Origin of the sequence: Algoriphagus namhaensis (assembly GCF_042649705.1) — a bacterium.
GTDB lineage: Bacteria > Bacteroidota > Bacteroidia > Cytophagales > Cyclobacteriaceae > Algoriphagus > Algoriphagus namhaensis.
This window is the reverse complement of sequence record NZ_JBHRZS010000007.1, coordinates 1,874,998-1,896,131: the sequence shown is the minus strand read 5'-3', so window position 1 is coordinate 1,896,131 and position 21,134 is coordinate 1,874,998. Positions and strand designations below refer to the sequence as shown.

Sequence of the window (21,134 nt, the reverse complement as noted above, 5' to 3'; positions counted from 1 at the left end):
CGTTAAATCTGACATTTTTTGTCAATCTACTTTTGGAATGGCCAGGAATTTAAACCACCTCCTTATCTTCGGTTATTCATTTTTTGACTGATGGAGCAAAAACCTTTTATTATTTACAAATCATCTGCGGGGTCGGGTAAAACTTACACCTTGACATTGGAATACCTAAAGCTGGCTCTTCGTTCGAGCCATACTTTTAAGCAAATTCTAGCGGTAACTTTTACCAATAAAGCCACCCAAGAGATGAAGGAGCGGATTCTGGAGGTTTTGGCACGCTTGAGTCGCGAGATTCGGCCAGAGGAATTTCTGGATGAGCAGCTGATGATCGCTTTGAATTGTGATGCGGATGAACTCCAAAAACGCAGTCGGGAAACCTTGTTGGATATCCTGCATGGTTATGGATATTTTGCCGTAAGTACGATTGATTCCTTTTTCCAACGAGTGATCCGATCCTTTGCTAGAGAAATGGATTTGCAGGCAAAATTCGAGTTGGAATTGGATCAAAGTGCGGTTTTGGAGCGCCTCGTGGATCGAATCGTAGAAAAGGTAGCGGAAGATAAGTCTCTGCTAAACTGGCTGGTGGCATATGCCGAGGAGCAGATCGAAGATGGGAAAAGCTGGGATATACGAAATGGTATCAAGGGCCTAGGCACAGAGATTTTTCAGGAAAAATTCAAGGTACACCAAGCCCTTTTCAATCAAACAATCGGCAAGGAGGGATTTTTGGCTGATTTTCGAAAGAAAGTACAACTGGATCGCGCACTGATTTTGCAAGAGGCAGAGGCGATCAAAAAGGAGGCAGAGGAGATTCGCTTACGATTTGGTTTGGAATGGATTGATTTCAAGGGCGGGAATAATTCTTTTGCCAAACGATTTGGTCAGGTAGGCACGGATTCAAACAAGCCTATTCCAGCACTTACAGAGCCAATGAAGCAAAACCTTCCAGATGCTCAAAATTGGTTTACTAAGACCAGTATTCATGCCGCTGCTATCGAACAAGCGGCAAATGAAGGTCTAATTGCCCTGATTTTTAAATTACCTCCCCTACTTACGAGATGGAATACAATACAGGCCTTGTCGAAAAACCTGAATGCTTTCGGGGTTTTTAGCAATCTGCTCAATGAATTACGTGACCTTAAGGAGGAGGAGGGGATTTTGCTGATTTCTGATGTAAATGATTTCTTGAAAGGAATCACTTCAGACAATGAAGCTCCATTTATTTATGAAAAAATTGGCAATCAATATCAACATTTCTTAATTGACGAATTTCAGGATACCTCTGAATTTCAATGGTCTAGCTTCAAGCCTTTGCTTGTAAACTCACTTGGAAGTATGAATACAAATCTCATCGTGGGTGATGTGAAGCAGTCGATTTATCGTTGGAGAGGGGGAAGATTAGAATTACTTTTGAACGAAGTTCAAGAACAGATTCAAGAAGCCTATCATCAAGTCAAAAAATTGGAAACCAATTTTAGAAGCCTCCCTAAGGTTATTGACTTTAATAATGCATTGTTTGGGGTATTTCCTGAGTTGATGCAGGGGGCCATGGAGACTGAATATTCGACTGATTCAGAGAATTTATTGGGAGATGCTTATGAGGATGTCGCGCAGCAAGTCCCCAAGAAAAAGCGTCTATTGGACTTTAAGGGGAGAATTAGGTTAGAATTTAAGCAAAAGGAGTCTCGCACCTCCTATGCCGCCGAAGAGGAGGATGAAGAGGAAAGTGATGACACGGTTTTGGACAAGTTACCGGGTCTGGTGATGCAGTTACAAGATCAGGGCTATGCGCTGCGAGACATCGCCTTTCTGGTCCGAAAAAATGATCAAGGGGCGGACATAGCTGATAAATTGATGAGTTATGGCCAAGATCATCCTGAATCCAACTACCGTTTCGATGTACTTTCGGAGGATTCACTTTTTGTCTCCAAATCGGCAGCAGTGAAGGCGGTTGTGGCTTTGTTGCAATATCTGGCCAACCCTGCAGATAATGTCCCTCTGAAAACCTTTTGGTATTACTATTCGCTAATCCATGGAATCAGCTATTCGCATGAGTTATTCGAAAAAAACTCTTTGCCTTCCGAACTTAAAGTCAAACAAATAGAGCTAAATAAAAATCTAAAAACTTGGCTTCAAATGCCCTTAATGGAGCTTATTGAAGAGATTTTGAGTTTTTCAGATTTGCTCGATGCGGAAATTGATTTGGCCTATGTTTCCGGGATTAAAGAAGCGGCATTCGATTTTGTGAAAAAGAACAGAGCGGACTTACAAGGATTTTTGGACTGGTGGGAGCTCAATCATCAGAAACGAACCGTCAAGATTCCAGAGGACCATGATGCCATGCGGATTTTGACGATTCACAAGGCCAAGGGGTTGCAGTTTAAAGTGGTGATCATGCCTTACTTGGACTGGCAGATGGTAGCAGATAAAACACAGGCTCCTATTCTTTGGAGTGAATATGATGTATCAGAACAGTTGAAGACCGTTTTACCTCTTACCCATACCAGTATCCTTCAAGACTCCGCTTTCCAGGATTTGTATCAAAAGGAGGTTAGATTGGCTTACCTGGACAGTTTGAATATGCTTTATGTTGCATTTACCCGGGCGGAGGAGCAGATTTTTGGCTTTGCAGATTTCACCCAGACCAAAGCTGGAAAAGTTTCTTTAAAGCGAACAGGAAATCTTCTTTATCAGCTATTTAGTACAGGTTTTACGAGTATTGAATTAGAGTCAAAAAAATATTGGGATCAAGAAGCTTTGGTCTTTGATTGGGGGGAAACCTCAAATCTTAAATCAGCAAGAGTTACTCAAAATAACCTTGCTATGGCTATTAGGTGGGAATCTGTTGCTTGGTCAGGAAAATTGAAGACCCGAGAATACGCTTGGGATTTTTCTGAAAATGGAGTTTCTGCTCGAGCTCAGCGGAAATTAGGCCTTTTGGTTCACGAAATTTTAGAAGAAGCAAAAACTGGAGAGCATGCCATGAATTTGCTGCAGCAAATGACTTTCGAGGGTAGGCTGGATGAAGAGACTGCAGTACAAGTTAAAACTCAGTTGGAAAATCTTTTTTTGACTCCAGAGTTTGTGCAATGGTACCAATCCGATTTTCAGGTGATGGCAGAGCAGGGGATTCTATTGCCGGGAGGCAAACAAAAAAGACCTGATCGAATTTTGATCGGTCCAAACGAGGCATTGGTTATTGATTTCAAAACCGGGGAAAAGAAAGATGTCCATCAAAAACAAGTAAAGGAATACATGGATTTGACTCGTAACTTAACTCAACTACCGGTCAAGGGCTATGTATGCTATTTGGATCCAACTGAAATAATCTCCGTTCATGAATAGTTTCTTAAAGAATACCGCGGCTGAAATACTTGCGTCTGGCAAAAATATGGAGGAACTCGTGGTGGTTCTTCCAAACCGACGGGCTGGCTTGTTCTTTACCCAGCATTTGGGTTCGCTGATAGATAAGCCCACTTGGATGCCTGAGGTCAAAACCATTGAGCAGGTGTTTTATGAACTGGCAGGACAAAGTCCGGCAGATGACTTAACCCTGATTTTTGAATTGTACCGTGTTTACGAATCCTTGCAACCTGATCCAGAAGACTTTGATCGGTTTTATTTCTGGGGTGAGCTGATTTTGAAGGATTTCAATGATATGGACCAGTTCCTGGCTGACGCCAAATTGGTCTATCGTAATTTGGCTGATATCAAGGAATTGGAATCTGATTTGAGCTATTTGAGTGCTGAGCAGGTGGCTTTGATCTCCCAGTTCTGGAAATCTTTTAGCCAGCAAAGGCTTGAAGAAAAAGAGAAATTTCTGCGTTTCTGGCAAATTTTGGAGCAATTGTATACAAAGTTCCAAGCCAATTTAGAGGTTTCTGGTATGGCATACACTGGGAAAATCTACCGTCAAGTGGTAGAGCAACTTGAAGAAACTCAAAGGCCCAAAAAGCAACATATTTTTCTGGGATTCAATGCGTTTACCCTGACTGAAGAAAAGCTCATCAAGCATTTCATCAAAGAGTTTGAGGCAGAGATTTACTGGGATATTGATCAATATTATTTGAATGATGAAAGACAAGAAGCAGGTTTGTTTTTCAGACAATATCAAAAAGACAAGGTACTTGGTCCCACATTTCCAGAAGTCATCCCAGATCAAATCAGAAACAAAGCGAGTAAAATCAAGTCCTATTCTATCCCTTTGAAAATCAATCAAGCCAATTTGGTAGGGAAGATTTTGGAAGACCTTAATCCAAACGAGGCATTAGATGAGACGGTGGTCATTCTTCCTGATGAGCAATTACTTTTCCCGGCTTTGCACGCGGTACCAGAAGGCATCGATCAGCTCAATGTAACCATGGGTTATCCTATTCGAAATGCGCCTATTTTCACCTTTTTAGATGCAATACTCGACCTGCAGCGCTATGTAAAAGAACGGGAAGGGAAGGTGTCTTTTTATCATAAACCAGTGACGGATCTTTTGACCTTTCCCTATTGGAAGTCCAATGAACAGGGTTTTGTAGCTAATCTTCTCCTCGAGATTAAAAAAACCAATATCGTGGAGGTAGCAAAGGATCGTTTAGTGCTAGGAGGTCCGATGTTTGAGCTGGTTTTTCAAAAGGTCTCGGCAGAATCCTTATTCGAGTATCTGGGTGAGATAATGCAAAGTTTGGCTACCGACTTGGATGAAGATCCCATTCAGCGAAGTTACCTCTATCAGGCTTTTAAGCAATTGACTCGAATCCGAGAGATTTTCAAAAGTAATTCGCCCGGTAAGGTGACTGCTGATTTTTACTTAAAGCTGTTTAGGCAGATATTTCGGGAGATCAAATTACCATTTGACGGGGAGCCACTCGCAGGATTGCAATTTATGGGGGTTCTCGAGTCTCGAAATCTTGACTTTCGCCGTGTGATCATCTGTGATGTGAATGAAGGGAGTTTTCCTCCAGGTAGTGGAATCAATTCCATGATTCCTTTTAATCTGCGTAGGGCCTTCGGATTACCTGTGCAGGAGCAAAATGACGCTATTTATGCCTACACCTTTTACCGATTGCTGCATCAGGCTGAGGAAGTGCATTTAATTTATACCACGGCTTCTGATCAAGGTAAGGCAGGGGAGATGAGTAGATTTATGCAGCAAATGCAAGTAGAGCTTGGTACTTCGAAGCCAGAACCTGTTTTGGTGCCGGTGGATCTTACGAGATCCAAGGAGATTCGAGTTGAAAAAACCGAGGAGGTTCTCAAGAAACTGGCAACCTATTACAAAAATGATTCAGAAGAAGGATACCAGCAGCAATTTTCAGCCTCTGCTTTGAATTCCTATTTGGACTGTAGACTTCGATTTTATTTCCGATACATCGCAGGATTAAAGGAAAAAGAAGAGGTAGTCACGGAAATTGATCCGATGACCTTTGGTACCATGCTGCATAAAGCCATTGAGCTACTATATAAAGTGGATCCGAAAACAGGATATTTGGATGTCACTCCCCAGGCCATCGATAGATTGAAATTGGGGATTCCAGCGGCTGTGGATGCAGCAATAGCCGATTTTTACAAACTTGAAAAGCTCGATGAGAGTAATTTAAGTGGTCAATTACTAATCGCTCGATCGATATTCAGGAAGTATCTGAAAGCTATTTTAGACTATGATCAAAAGAACGGTGATTTCAGGGTCTTAACACTTGAAGGGGAGTACAAATCTGGCTTGACGATTGATACGCCCAATGGTGCTCAGGAAGTTCGTCTCGGAGGCTTCATAGACCGAGTGGATCAGAAAGACGGGGTGATCCGCCTGATTGATTACAAAACAGGAAAGGATGAAAAGAAAGTCCCTTCAATTATATCCCTTTTTGATAGAGAGGATAAAAAACGAAACAAGGCGGCTATGCAGACCATGTTGTACGCCTTCTTTTATCAATATGCTTATCCGTCCAATCAAATTCCGCTCAAACCTGCCATTTTCAATGTTAAGGAGATTTATGATCCCAAATTCAGTCCTTTTTTGATCATGGAAAAGGAAGAGATTGAGGATTATCTACAGATTAGAGATGAATTTGAAAATGAGCTTCGTCATCTCCTTGAGGAAATTTTCGATCCAAAGGTACCTTTTGATCAGACTACAGAATTAGAAAAGTGTAGGTTCTGTGCATACAAGGAAATTTGTGATCGCTGATTACATGATGACCTTAGCCACCTTTTCGTGCATTTCCATTAGCATTCCCAAGGTTGCCGAACCATACCATTCCTTCAGGTCCATTTTCAGAATTCCTGCTTGAATAGCCGGATCGGTATTGGTCAAAGCTTCTGCCTCTTCTATGCTTTCCACATCAAAGAAGAACAAACCTCGCAATTCCTCATTCCCAAAAAATGGGCCCGCCAAAACCATTTTTCCCTCTTGGGCAAGTCTGCCAATATTCGCCATGTGACCTTCTTGAAACTTGGCTCTTTCCTCTTCCGAATACTCGGCAACTTTGTTGCCTCGATAGAGAAATGCAACAATATATTTTTTCATTCCATATTCATCTGCTCCAAGTTCTTCGGCAAGCTGAGGGTCGTATTTATCTTGGGCAAAAGTAGCAGTGGAAATACAGATGAAAAGAAGGAGCGGAAGGATGATTTTTTTCATGGTGCTGAATTTTGTTTGTAGAGCAAAAGTTAAGAAAAAACATTCTTCTGCAAACCGTTCAGAGAAAGACAAGGGTAAGCTTAGAAATTAATTTTTTGAAGAAGTGATAAAAAAATCGGACTTCCCGAATAAAATTTACAATTCATTTTTGGCTTCAATTTTGCCACTTATTCATCGTAATCTTGTAGGAATAAATCTTTCTAATTCCATAAAGATTTTCCTTTGGCAGGCAGTGATCAGGCTGCCCCTTCAATGGATGAAATGGGAGAAGAATTCGAAGGTTTCATGAACCAATCATAGAGTAGGAGGGAAGAGAGATCAACCTTCCGAGCTTCTTTTTTTTGAGACAAACTAGCAGGGTTTGGCTTACTTTTTAGACTTTTTTTTTGCTAGAGGCTAATTTTTATGGGCTCAGACCAGATTCAATTAATTCAAATTATCTTAGTAGAAATCACTTTATATGTATTTTATTAAATATCTGATTTAAAATTGTTTAAGACTATTTTAGGGTCCTCGTAATTAGTCTAGTCTAAATAAATTAGATTAATCTAAATCTATAATTCTGATAATTTGGTCCAGTAATTTGAGAGAAATTTCAGGTTTAACATTCAGCCGTTCTTTCAGCTAAAATCGAAAGGCTCTGTTTACTTTTTTTTGAGCGAAAGCCATTTAGTGTCTATGGGTGGACTAGTGTGAAACGAGGAGTAGTTTTTTTGAAAATTAAAAATTAGTCTTGCTAAAGTTGAGTCCTTTTTCTTGTCGAGATTCTTAGAATGAATGGATTTTTTCGCCCTCAATTTTTCACACTTTTTAATGAAGCTTTGTTGTTGATCGTTTCGATCTGGAAAGTCATATTGGTACCTTTGGCACGAATAATGAAAATTAGCTGTTGAATGATTTTAAGGATTTCGGCAGTCATCACAAATCGGTTTAGACCTACGAAATTTTTGCTTATTTTCACATCTTCAAATCAAGCTAATGGCTGAAGAAACAGACGAAAAAAAACCTTTCCTTTCCAAGAAAATCGACAATTTTTTCAGGGGTCTTGCGGATGCTTATCGCTTTGTTCTTCGATTTTTTAAAGAGGTGTTTTTACCTCCTTATGAATTCAGGGAAGTGGTGCAGCAATGTTATAGAATCGGAGTAGAATCTCTCCCACTTATTTCCCTTACGGGCTTTATCGTGGGGATTGTATTTACCAATCAATCTAGACCTTCTCTGGAAGAATTTGGTGCGGCCTCTTGGCTTCCATCTTTGATATCTATCGCGGTAGTGAGAGCCATGGGACCTTTGGTTACTGCGCTGATAGCTGCGGGAAAAGTGGGGTCAAGTATAGGCGCAGAAATCGGCTCCATGAAAGTAACAGAGCAGATTGATGCCATGGAGGTATCGGCCACCAATCCATTTAAATTTCTGGTGGTATCTAGAGTCTTGGCAACCACATTTATGATTCCCATGCTAGTGATGTACACAGACTTTGTTGCATTAATGGGATCATTTTTGAGTGTGAATTCTAAAGAACTGGTGAGTATGTCCACCTTTTTTGTTCAAGTCTTTGAGTCTATTACCTTCCTAGATATTTTCTCCTCCGTCCTTAAATCGATTTTATTTGGGTTTACCATCGGAATTGTGGGCTGCTATAAAGGCTACAACTCTTCCAAAGGAACCGAGGGTGTAGGTCGCGCGGCAAATTCCGCGGTTGTAATTTCTATGTTTTTGATATTTATAGAGGAGCTCTTGGCCCTTCAGATTGTAAACGCGATTCGAACCTGGTAAGCTATGGAAGAAAAAGTAGTCGAAATACGAGGATTGAAAAAATCATTTGGAGACTTAAAAGTACTCCAAGGCGTTGATTTGGACCTGCACAAAGGGGAAAACCTTGTTGTGCTAGGGAAATCTGGGTCAGGTAAATCTGTTTTGATCAAAATCATGGTGGGCCTTCTCAAGCAAGATTCAGGTTCGATGATGGTTTTGGGACAGGATGTGGCTCAATTGGGTGTGAGGCAATTAAACGCCTTACGTTTGAAAATTGGCTTTTCATTTCAAAACTCCGCGCTTTACGATAGTATGACTGTGCGGGAAAACATGGAATTTCCTCTAGTGAGGAATGTTAAAAACCTGACCAAAAAAGAAATAAACTACAAAATCGAAAGTTTGCTGGATAGCGTGGGCCTTCCTCAATCTATCGATCAAATGCCTTCTGAATTGTCTGGAGGTCAGAAAAAGCGAATCGGTGTGGCTCGTACCTTGATCTTAGAACCTGAAATCATGCTTTATGATGAGCCAACAGCGGGTTTGGATCCGATTACTTGTATCGATATTAACAATCTGATCATTCAGGTCAGAGAGCAGTATAATACCTCTTCAATTGTGATTACTCACGATTTGACCTGTGCAAAAATGACTGGAGACAGGCAGGCAGTTTTGCTAGACGGTCAATTTAAGGCCGTGGGTTCATTTGATGAGGTTTTTGCCCATGCTGATGATCAGCGTGTCAAATCATTCTACGATTATAATTTCATAAATTCATGAAAGCTGAAAATAAAAGATCTGTCATTGTAGGGATTTTTGTATTCCTAGGCATTGCAATTTTGGTCACTGGTATCCTTACACTAGGTGGTCAGCAAAAGAAGTTTGTAAAAGCCATTGAGCTAAGAACCGTTTTTGATGATATCGGAGGTCTTCAGACTGGAAACAACATTTGGTTTTCTGGGGTGAAGATTGGAACCGTGAAGAAAATCAACTTTTACGGAGACTCCCAAGTAGAAATTATTATGAATGTGGAGGAGGAAGTAGTGGAGTTTATCCGAAAGGACTCTAAAGCCACTTTGAGTTCTGATGGTTTGATAGGTAACAAAATCATTGTGATTTATGGTGGTACTACCATGGCACCACCTGTGGAGAATGGTGATAGACTTGAGTCTGTGATGCCATTGGATACAGATCAGATGATGGAGACATTGCAGACCAATAATGAAAATCTAGTGGATATTACTGCGGATTTGAAGGTGTTGACGAGCAAGTTGGCCGATGGTGAAGGCATCGTAGGTGCTGTGATGACCGACTCTTTGCTGGCTGAAAACTTCCGAAGCATACTAAACAATCTTGCAGTAGCCTCTACGAATAGCAACAAAATGCTGGCTGAGTTGAATAAGTTTACGGCTAAACTCAACCAAGAAGGTAATCTCTTCAATGACTTGGTAACTGATACGCTGATGGCTGACCAAGTAAGAGAAACATTGAATACACTTCAGGCAACCGCTAAAAACTCTGAGCAAATGACTGAGGAGCTTAAGGCCATTACCGATAAATTCAACTCGAGTGACAATGCAATGGGAGTGCTCTTGAATGACCCTGAATTTGCAGAAGATTTAAAAAGTTTCATGATTAATACTGATTCGGCTACTTACAACTTAAATAAGGGTTTGGAGGCTTTGCCTTACACTTGGCCGTTTAGGAAAGGCTTCAAAAGACAAGCGAAAGAAGCAGAAAAGGAAGGAAATTAAAAGACTTCAAATTAAAGGGAATCGATTTGACTCCCTTTTTTTGTGGTTTAATGTGTAAAGATTACGAGTGAAACTCGACTTTTTGAAGAATAGTAGTAATAGCATCGAACACTTGGTCTGCGTTTGACTTGGAAAAACAAAGTGGAGGCTTTGTTTTTAACACATTATCGTATGGACCATCCGTACTGATCAGAATGTTTTGATTTCGAAGTTCGTTTTTAACCAAGGATGCTAAGGCCGTGTCAGGATCATTTGAATCAGGTTTGACCAATTCCACGCCGAGAAATAGTCCTGATCCTCGCACATCGCCAATGCATGAAAAGTCATTTTTGAGCTCATTTAAGGCTTTTTTGTAAAATTCGCCAACTTCCAGTGCATTCTGCTGCAACCCTTCCTCTTCAATCACCTCCAAAACAGAAATACCGATTGCACAGGAAACAGGATTTCCTCCAAAGGAGCTAAAAAATTCCACTCCTTTTTCAAAGGCCTCTGCCACTTCCTGAGTAGTGATCACAGCCCCGATAGGATGTCCATTCCCCATTGGTTTGCCTAAAATGACCATGTCTGGAATGACTTCCTGGGCTTCATATCCCCAGAAATACTCGCCCACACGTCCAAATCCAGTCTGCACCTCGTCACTGATACAAATACCACCTTGGGCACGAATGGCAGGGTAGAGCGCTTTCAGATATCCAGGAGCCAATGGCACCTGACCTCCACAACCCACGATAGGCTCAGAGACGAAAGCACCAATCGGCTTTTCAAACCCCTTAAGTTGGGCTATAGCTTCTTGAGCATAGCTCCATCCAGCTGTTTCGGGGTTTTGATATTTTCCTCGATACAAATCCGGGATACTGGATTTCAGGATATTTGAAGCTTGGCCTTGGCCTTTTTTATTAGAAAACTTATAGTCGCTGATGTCAATGGAGATTTGAGTATTTCCATGATACCCATGCTCCATCACCATCACATTTCTATTTCCACTGTATGCAGCAGCTATTCGTATAGCCAAATCACTGGCTGCTGATCCGGAATTGACAAAAAAGACTCGGTTTAGATGTTTCGGAAATTTCCCTAAAAGCTTTTCCGCATATCGTGGTAGCAAATCATACAAATACCTTGTATTCGTATTTAGCTTAGCCATTTGTCGCTGTCCAGCTTGGACCACTTTTGGGTGACAATGTCCTACATGTGGGATATTATTGTAGGCGTCAAGAATGGTGTTTCCATGAGTATCATACATATATTGAAATGCAGACCCGGACAAGGATAGCGGCTTTTTATAGCTTACGGAAAGCAAGGGACTGATAAACTGATGTCTATCTTTTAGCGCAGCCTCTTCATCTTTACTTTTCGAAATAGGGAAGCCTAAGAGCTCTTTAAATTTAATTTCTGCATGAAGTGGGCTGATACGAATCCATCGGTGTAGTGTCTGCCAAGCAGATTTTTCACTGACGGTTGCATAAGCATTTTCTGGATTTGCGAGTTTTGATTTTGCCGATTGGCAAACGCTCGTACAAAGCCTTGCAGCGATCAAATAATACAGTAATTCCAGCTCTTCCACCAGCAAGGGAAAGACTTGGTGGTAGCTTTTTAGAAAATCAGAAACCCAATACAATGGATTTTCTTTATCGTAGATCACATAGGTGAGTGCAATGGCTACCTCATTGATCAAAGGTGAAAAACAACTATCACCAAAGTCTATGAAAGCACTAACCTCATCTCCTTCCACCAAGATATTCCATTCATTGGCATCCCCATGAATTACTTGTCTTCGTAGGTTTGGGAGCTTTGAGCCAATATTTTCTTCAAATTGAAGGAAAAAATAATCAACCACTTTCCGGTCATGAGGAATGGGGATCAAAGAGGCTAATGATTTATTCAAACCAAAGTATTGTAGATCCCAAGGACTTTGTTTTCCCTTGATTACCAGATTCGTATGCTTCTTTAGCTGCAGATTCATTTCTGCCAGCGCTTTACCGAGAGAGCCGTATAATTTTTGACTAGGAAAAGCGTCTCCCATGAAATCCCCAGGAAGATAACTCAGTACTCTAAAAATGGTCTTGTTACCATCCAATTCTTTGGTCTGGATTAAAGAGCCATCCTTAAATGGGATAGCCACTGGATAGCTATCATTGGCTTTTCCACTCAGATGGACTAAAATTTCGGTCTCAGCTTTAAGCAACTGGAACAGTTGTTCTTCAAAAGGGTACGTTTTGAGGATATATTTTTCTCCTAAAGCCAAGAAAGAAAAGTTCATATTGGCATAGCCGTCTAGCTTTTCGAGCCTAGAACTCTCAGCTTCAAATTCTTCAATCAGAAAGTCATATATCTCTTTTTCTTTCACCTGTTTTAGCTGGATTGTAAGTACTTCGAATTGGAAGGATGAAACTAATAGAAAAATCTACATCAATCTATCATCTGCCTTTTCAAAGACTAGATTAATCCTATTTTTGTACTCAAACCTTTTTAAGTTAAACCTAATGTACTCCATTAACCCTTCAAAGACCGACGCCTGGTCTAGACTTACCCAACTTGCCTCCACTTACAAGGATCTCCGGATTACAGATTTGTTGGAAGAAAATGAGCGATTTGAACGATATTCTCTGACTTTGGAAGATATGCTCCTTGATTTTTCCAAAAATCGAGTAAATGATGACATTTTAAAAGCACTTCGGGATTTAGCTGAAGAGACAGAGCTTCATGCGGCAATAGAATCCATGTTTGCTGGTAAGCGTATCAATGAAACTGAGAATCGAGCGGTATTACATACAGCCCTAAGGAACCAAAGTGGGCATGCAGTGTATTTTGAAGGGGAGGATGTCATGCCTGAGATAAAGGCTGTTCTAAATCAGATGAAGTCCTTCGCCGATCAGATTTACCAGCAAAAATGGCTGGGCTATACCGGGAAGCCTATCAAATCCTTGGTGAATATAGGTATCGGCGGATCTGACTTAGGTCCCGTGATGGTGACCGAAGCCTTAAAGGCTTACCAAAATAGAAATTTAGAAATTCATTTTGTATCGAATGTTGACGGAACTCATCTAGCAGAGGCTTTGGCCAAATGTGATCCCGAAACCACACTTTTTTTCATTGCTTCAAAGACTTTTACCACGCAGGAGACTATGACCAATGCCCACTCTGCAAGAGATTGGTTTTTGACTCAAGCAAAGGATCAAGCGGCAGTAGCAAAACACTTTGTGGCTTTGTCTACCAATGCTGAGGCCGTGACTGAGTTTGGCATTGATCCAAAAAATATGTTCGCCTTTTGGGACTGGGTAGGTGGTCGATATTCCCTTTGGTCAGCCATTGGTCTGCCCATCGCTTGTGCTATTGGTTTTGAAAATTTCGAAAAGCTACTGGGTGGCGCTTTTGCCATGGACGAGCATTTCAGGCACTCGATGTTTGATCGAAATATGCCAGTGATTTTAGCTTTAATTGGTATTTGGAATACGAATTTCCTTGGCGCTTCATCAGAAGCAATTTTACCCTACAACCAATATATGCATCGCTTTGCAGCTTATTTCCAACAAGGAAATATGGAGAGCAATGGCAAATATGTGAGCAGAAGCGGCGAAAAAGTGAATTACACCACTGGCCCTATCATCTGGGGGGAGCCTGGTACTAATGGTCAGCACGCATTTTATCAGTTGATCCATCAAGGCACGCACTTGATTCCTTGTGATTTTATTGCACCAGCTATTTCGCAAAATCCGATAGGAGATCATCATGAAAAACTTCTTTCCAATTTCTTCGCTCAAACAGAAGCCTTGGCCAAAGGAAAATCTGAACAAGAGGTACTCAGCGAATTGAAAGCCAGCGGGATGTCTGAAGCTGAGATCGAAAAGGTATTACCCCATAAGGTGTTTGAAGGGAATAGACCCACAAATTCTATTTTGATCAAAAAGCTCACTCCTCGTAGTCTTGGGATGTTGATAGCACTGTATGAGCATAAAATATTCGTGCAAGGGGTCATTTGGAACATTTTCAGCTTTGATCAGTGGGGCGTGGAGCTAGGCAAAGTTTTAGCCAAAAAGATCCTTCCTGAGCTTTCTGGTGATGAAGAGGTGAGTAGTCATGATGGGTCTACAAACGGTCTGATCAATGCCTACAAAAAAATGAGAAAGGGGTAGAAGGGCCATGAAAATCCTACGCACTACTACAGACAATACTGATTTTCGGCAGCTGGTTGCAAAACTTGATTCCTATCTCGCAAAGATCGACGGAGAGGAAACTGTTTTTTATTCCCAATTCAATAAAATTGAATTTCTGGAGCATGTGATCCTAGTTTTTGATGAGGATCGTGCGGTAGGTTGCGGGGCACTCAAGCCTGTGTTTTCTGAAAAAATGGAAATCAAGCGAATGTATACTGAGCCTGAGTTTAGAGGCAGGGGAGTGGCCAGCCAAGTGGTAGGTGCATTGGAGCTTTGGGCCAAAGAAACTGGGGCTAAAAGCTGTATCCTAGAAACGGGAAGGAGACAAAAAGAGGCCGTATCACTTTACCGTAAGTTGGGGTACCAAGAAATTCCAAACTACGAGCCCTATGTGGGGGTAGCCAATAGTATTTGCTTCGAAAAAGTCCTCTGAGGTAATTATTTCAGGACTTTATACCCAATAGCCTCCACACCCTCGAGCTCTTTTTCTCTCATGTATTGGAGCACATGAATGGTTTTGATTTCCGCTTCAGGGCGAAACTGAAGGGTGTCGTAAGTCGTATGAGTGTTTCCAAAACCTTTGCCTAAAGGCTTTCCTGACTTTGGGTCAAAAAGAATGACATTGACCAATTGTTCTTGGATAACCTGACCTAAACTGTCTTTGCCAATGAATTTCATGTAAGCATTGGTGAAGGGATATTCATCTGTAAATCTCAATCCCAATAAATGCTCAGTTCCTTCATTTTTTAAGGTGCTTAGGTCAAATGTAACGGTATCTGTTTGTGCCCAAGATTGGTCTGCCACAGGTTGGAAATCCTCATAAAGCCTGTTTCCATCGCATGAAAAAAGACCAATCACCGAAAATAAAACCAGCCAAGACCTCATTTTAGTCATTTGAAGAGTTGTTGTTATTTGAATCTTGATTCCGTCTTGGGGGAAATTTTCTTTTACTCTTATTTCCTGAGGCCTTTGGAGCCTGAGCAGCAGGTTTCTCTTGCTGTGGTTTGTTGGTCTGAGGACTATTTTGAGCAGGTTTTGGCTTTCTTCGGTTCTTATTTCGGCGTTTACTTTGGGGCTTTTCAGTTTCGCCCTGCGGGCTAGTCTTTAGAACAGCAGCATCTTCGTTGGGATTTTTCGCCGTATTAGGCTTCCTATTTCTAGCGTTGTTCTTATTTCTAGGCTTACGTTTTTTTGCAAATTTTCGATCCAGCGCCTCTAGCTCTAAAGTGGATTTGGCTGCAAGGTCTTCGATTTCATCCGCGTTGTTTACCTGAAGGTTGAATACTTTACCTCCTTTTGCATTAATTTCTAAAATTTCACTTACCCGCTCACAAGTAATACTTTGCCAGTCGTTGTCATTATTAACACTAAACCACATCAGCTTGCGGAAGATATCGGTTTTTTGAAGTTTGGCTGGGCCAGCTTCGGTGATCAGAGGCTTTTCAACCTTGGGAATGTCCTTGATGGCCTCTAGATAGGTGTCGAGCTCATAATTTAAGCAGCATTTAAGTCTCCCACATTGCCCACTGAGTTTTCCAGGATTCAGTGAAAGGTTCTGATATCTTGCGGCAGAGGTACTTACGTTTTTGAAATCCACCAACCAGGTAGAGCAGCAAAGCTCGCGACCACATACTCCGATTCCACCTAGTCTTCCAGCTTCTTGTCTTAGGCTGATTTGCTTCATTTCCACACGGATATGAAACTCTCCCGCCAAATGCCGAATGAGTTCTCGGAAATCTACCCGGTCATCGGCAGAATAATAAAAGGTGGCTTTAGAATTATCGGCTTGATATTCAATGTCGGAGAGCTTCATTTTCAGCCCTAGCTCCTGTATAATTTGCCGGCTTCTGTATAGTGAAGGCAATTCACGATTCTTGGCTTCTTCCCATTTTTCTAAATCCCGTTCACCAGCGATTCGGTAGATTTTAAGGATATCATCATTATCTCTGATCTTGCGCTTTTGCATTTGCAAGCGTACCAGTTCGCCTTGAAGGGAGACATAGCCGATATGATGGCCGCTTTGGGAAGCGACTACTACTGGATCTCCGGTGTGTAGGGCAATTCGATCCACATTTCTAAAGTAGTCTTTACGACCTCCTTTGAACTTCACCTCGACAATATCAAACTTATCGATCTCTGGAATTCCCATATGGGAAAGCCAATCGAAACTGTTCATTTTATTGCAATCACTAGTTCCACAGGTGCCATTTTTTTGGCATCCTCCTCCTCCGCTTGTGGAGCACGTAGTACATCCAGACATATATATAGCTACAGAGCCTTAACTCTGAATTTTTAGGTTTATTTATATAATTCTAAGACATCTTTCCCAATGTCTTTTCGATAGTAGGCCTTTTCCCAATGGGTCTTTTCTACACGGTTAAAGGCGTTTTTAAGGGCTGAATCCAGAGAATCACCCAATCCGGTAATTGCCAATACTCGACCACCGGTGTTGATGAGCTCACCTTTGTCGTTTCTGCTGGTTCCGGCATGAAATAGTACTGAATCAGTGTTTTCCTCCGAAAGAGAAATAGGGTAACCCTTCTGATAGCTTTCTGGATATCCACCACTGACCATTACCACAGTAGTTGCGAATTTTGGAGAAACCTTCAACTCATATTTACCCAAGGAGCCTTCTCCGATTCCTTTCAGAAGATCTAAGAAATCACTTTCTATTCTTGGTAAAACAGCCTCAGTTTCCGGATCACCCATTCGCACGTTGTATTCAATTACTTTTGGATCTCCATCCGTGTTCATCAGACCAATGAAAAGAAAGCCTTTATAGGGAATATTTTCTTTGGCTAAGCCTTCTACAGTAGGCTTAACGACTTTCTCTTCGACTTTTTTCATAAAAGCCTCATCGGCAAAAATCACAGGACTCACAGCCCCCATACCTCCGGTATTCAAGCCTGTGTCCCCTTCACCAATTCGCTTATAATCTTTAGCCTCGGGTAAAATCTTATAATCCTTTCCATCAGTTGCTACAAAAACTGACAATTCAATTCCTGATAAAAACTCTTCAATGACTACTTTGCTCGAGGCATCCCCAAATTTCTTATCCAGGAGCATATCCTTTAGACTTTCCTTGGCATGGGCGAGTGTTTCACAAATCAAAACCCCTTTTCCGGCAGCCAAACCGTCTGCCTTCAATACGATGGGTAAGCTTTGTTTTTCGAGATAGGCCAGACCTAGATCTATTTGATCCGAGGTGAAGGTTTCGTAGGCGGCTGTTGGTATACCATTGCGCTGCATGAAGCGCTTGGAAAAATCCTTGCTTCCTTCCAGAGTCGCCCCGAGCTGGGATGGACCCACGGCGGGGGTGTGAGACGTCTTCGGATTATTTTTCAGATAATCCACTAAGCCTTTAACCAAGGGTTCTTCCGGACCTACAACTACTAAGTCGATAGACTTGTTGACAATCATTTCGGCGATTGCAGGAAAGTCCGTAATAGAGAGCTCCACGTTTTCGGCTATTTCAGCCGTACCAGCATTTCCTGGTACCACATAGAGTTTTTCACATGATGGGCTTTGTACAATTTTCCAAGCAAAAGCGTGCTCTCTGCCTCCGCTCCCCAATAAAAGTATATTCATTAATGTAGTTTCACTTAATTGGCATGATCCGAAATGAATTTGATGCGGTATACCCGAAGTTCGTCTTCGGCGAAATCCTCATCTTCCAATTCGTCTAATGCAGTTTGAATTTGATCGCTATCTGCAGACATAAAATAATCATGGAGAATTTCTTCTCTTTCTTCATCCATGATATGATGAATGTAGTAGTCGATATTTAATTTGGTTCCGCTGTAGATGATTTGCTCTATTTCCTGAAGTAATTCAGCAAGCGAGATATTCAAATTATCAGCGATTTCTTCTAGGTCAATTTTTCTGTCAATCTGCTGAATAATAGATATTTTGATCTTAGATCTACTACCTGAGGTTTTGACAATGACGTCTGAAGCCGTCTCGATTTCATTTTCATCCACGTATTGGGAAATGATTTTCAGAAACGTTGCTCCGAATTTAGCGACTTTTCCCATACCCACTCCATTTATTTGGGCCAATTCTTCCCGAGTGGTAGGGTACAGGGTTGCCATTTCTTCCAAAGATGGATCTTGGAAAATCACATAAGGCGGCAGGCCTTTGGCTTTGGCTACCTTCTTTCGTTCTGCCTTGAGCAATTCAAAGAGATCCTCGTCGTAAGCAAGGTTGGAATTACCTTCGGCTTCTGCAGATTCTTCTTCTTCTTCCATTTTTTCAAAATCTTGATCTTCATAAAGAGCTACAGAGAATGGATCCTCCAAAAATTCCTTTCCAGCCTCCGTTAGCTTTAGCACTCCATAATTTTCAATATCCTTTTCGATGAAACCACGAATCATGGCTTGTCTCAATACAGAGGTCCAAATCTTTTCATCTTGATCTTTTCCTTTTCCATACACATCCAATTGATCGTGCTGATAGCTGGAAATGTATTCATTTTCCTCACCCAAAATTACTTTAACTAAATGGGCGAGACCAAAGCGCTGATTGCATTGCACTACCGCCTCTAGGGCTGTGATGAGCAGATCCATTCCCTCAAAGGTGACTCGATCGCGTTTACAATTATCGCAGTATCCGCAATCATTTTCCATCTGTTCGCCAAAATAATTTAGAATAAATTTTCGGCGGCAAACTGATGTCTCCGCATAGGCTGCCATCTCCTGTAAAAGCACCTTGGCATTCTCTCTTTCGGTGACTGGTTTGTCCTTATTAAACTTGTCTAGCTTGATGATGTCATTGTAGCTGTAAAACATCAAACAGTGGCCTTCCAAACCATCCCTGCCGGCTCTTCCTGTCTCTTGATAGTAGCCTTCAAGTGACTTGGGCACATCATAGTGGATGACAAATCGCACATCAGGCTTGTCAATCCCCATTCCGAAAGCGATGGTGGCTACGATGACCTCTAAGTCTTCATTCAAGAAGTCATCCTGATTTTTCATTCGAACTGCTGGTTCTAGACCTGCATGGTACGGAGCGGCATTGATTTGATTGACCTTGAGAAAATCCGCGATCTCTTCTACTTTTTTTCTACTTAGACAGTAAATGATACCCGATTTACCCTTGTGGCCCTTGATAAATCGGATAAGGTTCTTTTTTGTTGAGTTTTTGACCTTAGGTTTTACTTCGTAAAAAAGGTTGGTTCTGTTAAAGGAAGATTTAAATAGATCTGCTTCTTCCATTTGCAGATTACGTTGAATATCCTGTTGCACTTTTGGAGTAGCAGTGGCTGTCAGCGCGATGATAGGAAGAGTAGGAGCAATCTGGGCTACAATTGACTTGATTTTGCGGTATTCAGGCCTGAAGTCATGGCCCCATTCTGAGATACAATGGGCTTCATCGATTGCAACAAAGCTCAATTTGGCAGACTTGAGAAAATTGATATTCTCTTCTTTCGTGAGCGATTCGGGCGCTACATAGAGTAGTTTGGTATCCCCAGAGAGTACTTGGGCTTTTACTTTTTTGGCTTCGGTCTTGTTAAGGGTAGAATTGAGGAAATGTGCGTTCACACCTATAGCATTGAGCTGATCCACTTGATTTTTCATCAAGGCAATCAAGGGTGAGATCACAATCGCTGTCCCCTCAGATACCACAGCCGGTAACTGATAGCAAAGAGATTTGCCTGCCCCGGTGGGCATGATCACGAAGGTATTCTTTCTATTGAGAAGATTATCAACAATGAATTCTTGATTTCCTCTGAATTGGCTAAAACCAAAAATCTTTTTTAACTCTGATTTTACATTTTCCTCCACAAGAAAGGGGTTTAAGGTGATAAAATCTGCTGGCTGGAATGATCCATTTGTTTCTTTAACTTTGCGTATCCAAAAGCGTAAAGCAGATAGAATTGAATTTAGCTAAAAATATTATAAAAACAGCCACTCGCGTACTTCTTAATGAATCCGAGGCTATCCGGCAAATCGCTGGATTTGTTGACCAAGGTTTCGTTGACTGCGTGGAAGCGATTCTTGCTTCTAAAGGGCGTGTGGTGGTAACTGGCATCGGCAAAAGCGCCATTATCGCAAACAAAATCGTAGCCACCCTAAATTCTACTGGGACACCAGCCATTTTTATGCATGCAGCAGATGCTATCCACGGTGATCTTGGGATGGTTCAACAAGACGATGTGGTAATTTGCATATCAAAAAGTGGGAATACTCCGGAGATTAAAGTGCTAGTACCTCTTCTAAAAAAACTGGGGTCTAAATTGGTGGCTTTGGTCAGCAATACCCAGAGTTACTTGGCAGAGCAGGCAGATTTTGTCTTGAACGCAAGTATAGGGGAGGAAGCCTGTCCACATAATTTGGCACCTACCACCAGCACTACGGCCCATTTAGCCTTGGGGGATGCACTGGCAGTTTGTCTTTTGGAAGCGAAAGGATTCACTTCGGATGATTTTGCTAAATATCATCCAGGAGGCTCACTGGGCAAGCAACTTTATCTCAAAGTAGGAGACTTACTTCCAAAGACTGATCCACCCAAAGTACTAGAAACGGCAGGACTGAAGGACGTAATCGTGGAGATCTCTTCAAAACGACTCGGAGCCACTTCTGTGGTAGATGACAGTGGAAAGGTAGTTGGTATTATTACGGATGGAGACTTACGAAGAATGCTGGAAAAGACGCTTGATGTGCAGGCTATCCGAGCCAAGGAAGTGATGACACCAAGTCCAAAGTCTATCTCAGTGGATGAGTATGCGATTAGAGCCTTAAACTTGATGAAAAACAATAATATTACACAGCTGGTAGCCATTGAGGGTGAAAAACTGGTGGGATTTATCCATATTCATGATTTAATGAAAGAAGGAATAGTTTAAAAAAC

Annotated in this window: 15 protein-coding genes; 8 read left to right on the top strand and 7 right to left on the bottom strand. The window is 41.5% G+C overall.

The window, feature by feature from the left end:
- Window positions 1–90 precede the first annotated feature (90 nt).
- Both ACFOSV_RS16570 and ACFOSV_RS16565 read left to right on the top strand, forming a co-directional pair.
- A complete protein-coding gene (locus ACFOSV_RS16570) occupies window positions 91–3,342 on the top strand; it encodes a UvrD-helicase domain-containing protein (protein ID WP_377907163.1) in 3,252 nt (1,083 codons plus the stop codon).
- Entirely contained in the window at window positions 3,335–6,172 is a 2,838-nt protein-coding gene (locus tag ACFOSV_RS16565) for a PD-(D/E)XK nuclease family protein (RefSeq protein WP_377907162.1), read from the top strand. The genes ACFOSV_RS16570 and ACFOSV_RS16565 overlap by 8 nt, the downstream gene beginning before the upstream one ends.
- Here the strand turns inward: ACFOSV_RS16565 and ACFOSV_RS16560 are convergent, their stop codons facing one another.
- Together ACFOSV_RS16560 and ACFOSV_RS16555 are read right to left on the bottom strand one after the other, a co-directional pair.
- On the bottom strand, window positions 6,173–6,625 hold the full coding sequence (locus ACFOSV_RS16560) for a YciI family protein (protein WP_377907161.1): 453 nt from the start codon (window positions 6,623–6,625) through the stop codon (window positions 6,173–6,175).
- A gap of 793 nt (window positions 6,626–7,418) precedes the next feature.
- Entirely contained in the window at window positions 7,419–7,544 is a 126-nt protein-coding gene (locus ACFOSV_RS16555) for a hypothetical protein (protein WP_377907160.1), read from the bottom strand.
- 59 nt (window positions 7,545–7,603) lie between these two features.
- On the opposite strand from ACFOSV_RS16555, the gene ACFOSV_RS16550 reads away from it, so the two are divergent.
- From ACFOSV_RS16550 to ACFOSV_RS16540, 3 genes are read left to right on the top strand one after another with little or no spacing between them, the layout of a single operon-like run.
- Window positions 7,604–8,401, top strand: coding sequence for an MlaE family ABC transporter permease (locus ACFOSV_RS16550; RefSeq protein ID WP_377907159.1), 798 nt, complete (start codon window positions 7,604–7,606; stop codon window positions 8,399–8,401).
- 3 nt (window positions 8,402–8,404) lie between these two features.
- Entirely contained in the window at window positions 8,405–9,157 is a 753-nt protein-coding gene (locus ACFOSV_RS16545) for an ABC transporter ATP-binding protein (protein WP_377907158.1), read from the top strand.
- Window positions 9,154–10,131 carry an MlaD family protein gene (locus ACFOSV_RS16540; protein ID WP_377907157.1) on the top strand — a complete coding sequence of 326 codons (978 nt, stop codon included), beginning with the start codon at window positions 9,154–9,156 and terminating at the stop codon, window positions 10,129–10,131. Before ACFOSV_RS16545 ends, ACFOSV_RS16540 begins: the two co-directional genes overlap by 4 nt.
- Window positions 10,132–10,192: 61 nt before the next feature.
- On the opposite strand, the gene ACFOSV_RS16535 is transcribed toward ACFOSV_RS16540, so the two are convergent.
- Window positions 10,193–12,478 carry an aminotransferase class III-fold pyridoxal phosphate-dependent enzyme gene (locus tag ACFOSV_RS16535; RefSeq protein WP_377907156.1) on the bottom strand — a complete coding sequence of 762 codons (2,286 nt, stop codon included), beginning with the start codon at window positions 12,476–12,478 and terminating at the stop codon, window positions 10,193–10,195.
- Window positions 12,479–12,614: 136 nt separating this feature from the next.
- Here ACFOSV_RS16535 and pgi point away from each other — a divergent pair, with 136 nt between their 5' ends.
- A complete protein-coding gene (gene pgi, locus ACFOSV_RS16530) occupies window positions 12,615–14,264 on the top strand; it encodes a glucose-6-phosphate isomerase (protein WP_377907155.1) in 1,650 nt (549 codons plus the stop codon).
- Between the two features lie 7 nt (window positions 14,265–14,271).
- Entirely contained in the window at window positions 14,272–14,718 is a 447-nt protein-coding gene (locus ACFOSV_RS16525) for a GNAT family N-acetyltransferase (RefSeq protein ID WP_377907154.1), read from the top strand.
- A 5-nt stretch (window positions 14,719–14,723) separates the two neighbouring features.
- On the opposite strand, the gene ACFOSV_RS16520 is transcribed toward ACFOSV_RS16525, so the two are convergent.
- The 4 genes from ACFOSV_RS16520 to recQ form a co-directional block, all read right to left on the bottom strand.
- The gene (locus tag ACFOSV_RS16520) at window positions 14,724–15,179 is read right to left on the bottom strand and encodes a gliding motility lipoprotein GldH (protein ID WP_377907153.1); all 456 of its coding nucleotides are present in this window, start codon (window positions 15,177–15,179) and stop codon (window positions 14,724–14,726) included.
- Window positions 15,172–16,461, bottom strand: a complete 1,290-nt coding sequence (gene ricT / locus ACFOSV_RS16515; RefSeq protein ID WP_377907152.1) for a PSP1 domain-containing protein — start codon at window positions 16,459–16,461, stop codon at window positions 15,172–15,174. Before ricT ends, ACFOSV_RS16520 begins: the two co-directional genes overlap by 8 nt.
- A gap of 122 nt (window positions 16,462–16,583) precedes the next feature.
- The gene (gene purD / locus ACFOSV_RS16510) at window positions 16,584–17,873 is read right to left on the bottom strand and encodes a phosphoribosylamine--glycine ligase (RefSeq protein ID WP_377907151.1); all 1,290 of its coding nucleotides are present in this window, start codon (window positions 17,871–17,873) and stop codon (window positions 16,584–16,586) included.
- A 14-nt stretch (window positions 17,874–17,887) separates the two neighbouring features.
- Window positions 17,888–20,068 carry a DNA helicase RecQ gene (gene recQ / locus ACFOSV_RS16505; RefSeq protein ID WP_377907150.1) on the bottom strand — a complete coding sequence of 727 codons (2,181 nt, stop codon included), beginning with the start codon at window positions 20,066–20,068 and terminating at the stop codon, window positions 17,888–17,890.
- Between the two features lie 92 nt (window positions 20,069–20,160).
- On the opposite strand from recQ, the gene ACFOSV_RS16500 reads away from it, so the two are divergent.
- Window positions 20,161–21,129, top strand: a complete 969-nt coding sequence (locus ACFOSV_RS16500) for a KpsF/GutQ family sugar-phosphate isomerase (RefSeq protein ID WP_377907149.1) — start codon at window positions 20,161–20,163, stop codon at window positions 21,127–21,129.
- The last annotated feature ends 5 nt before the right edge of the window (window positions 21,130–21,134 follow it).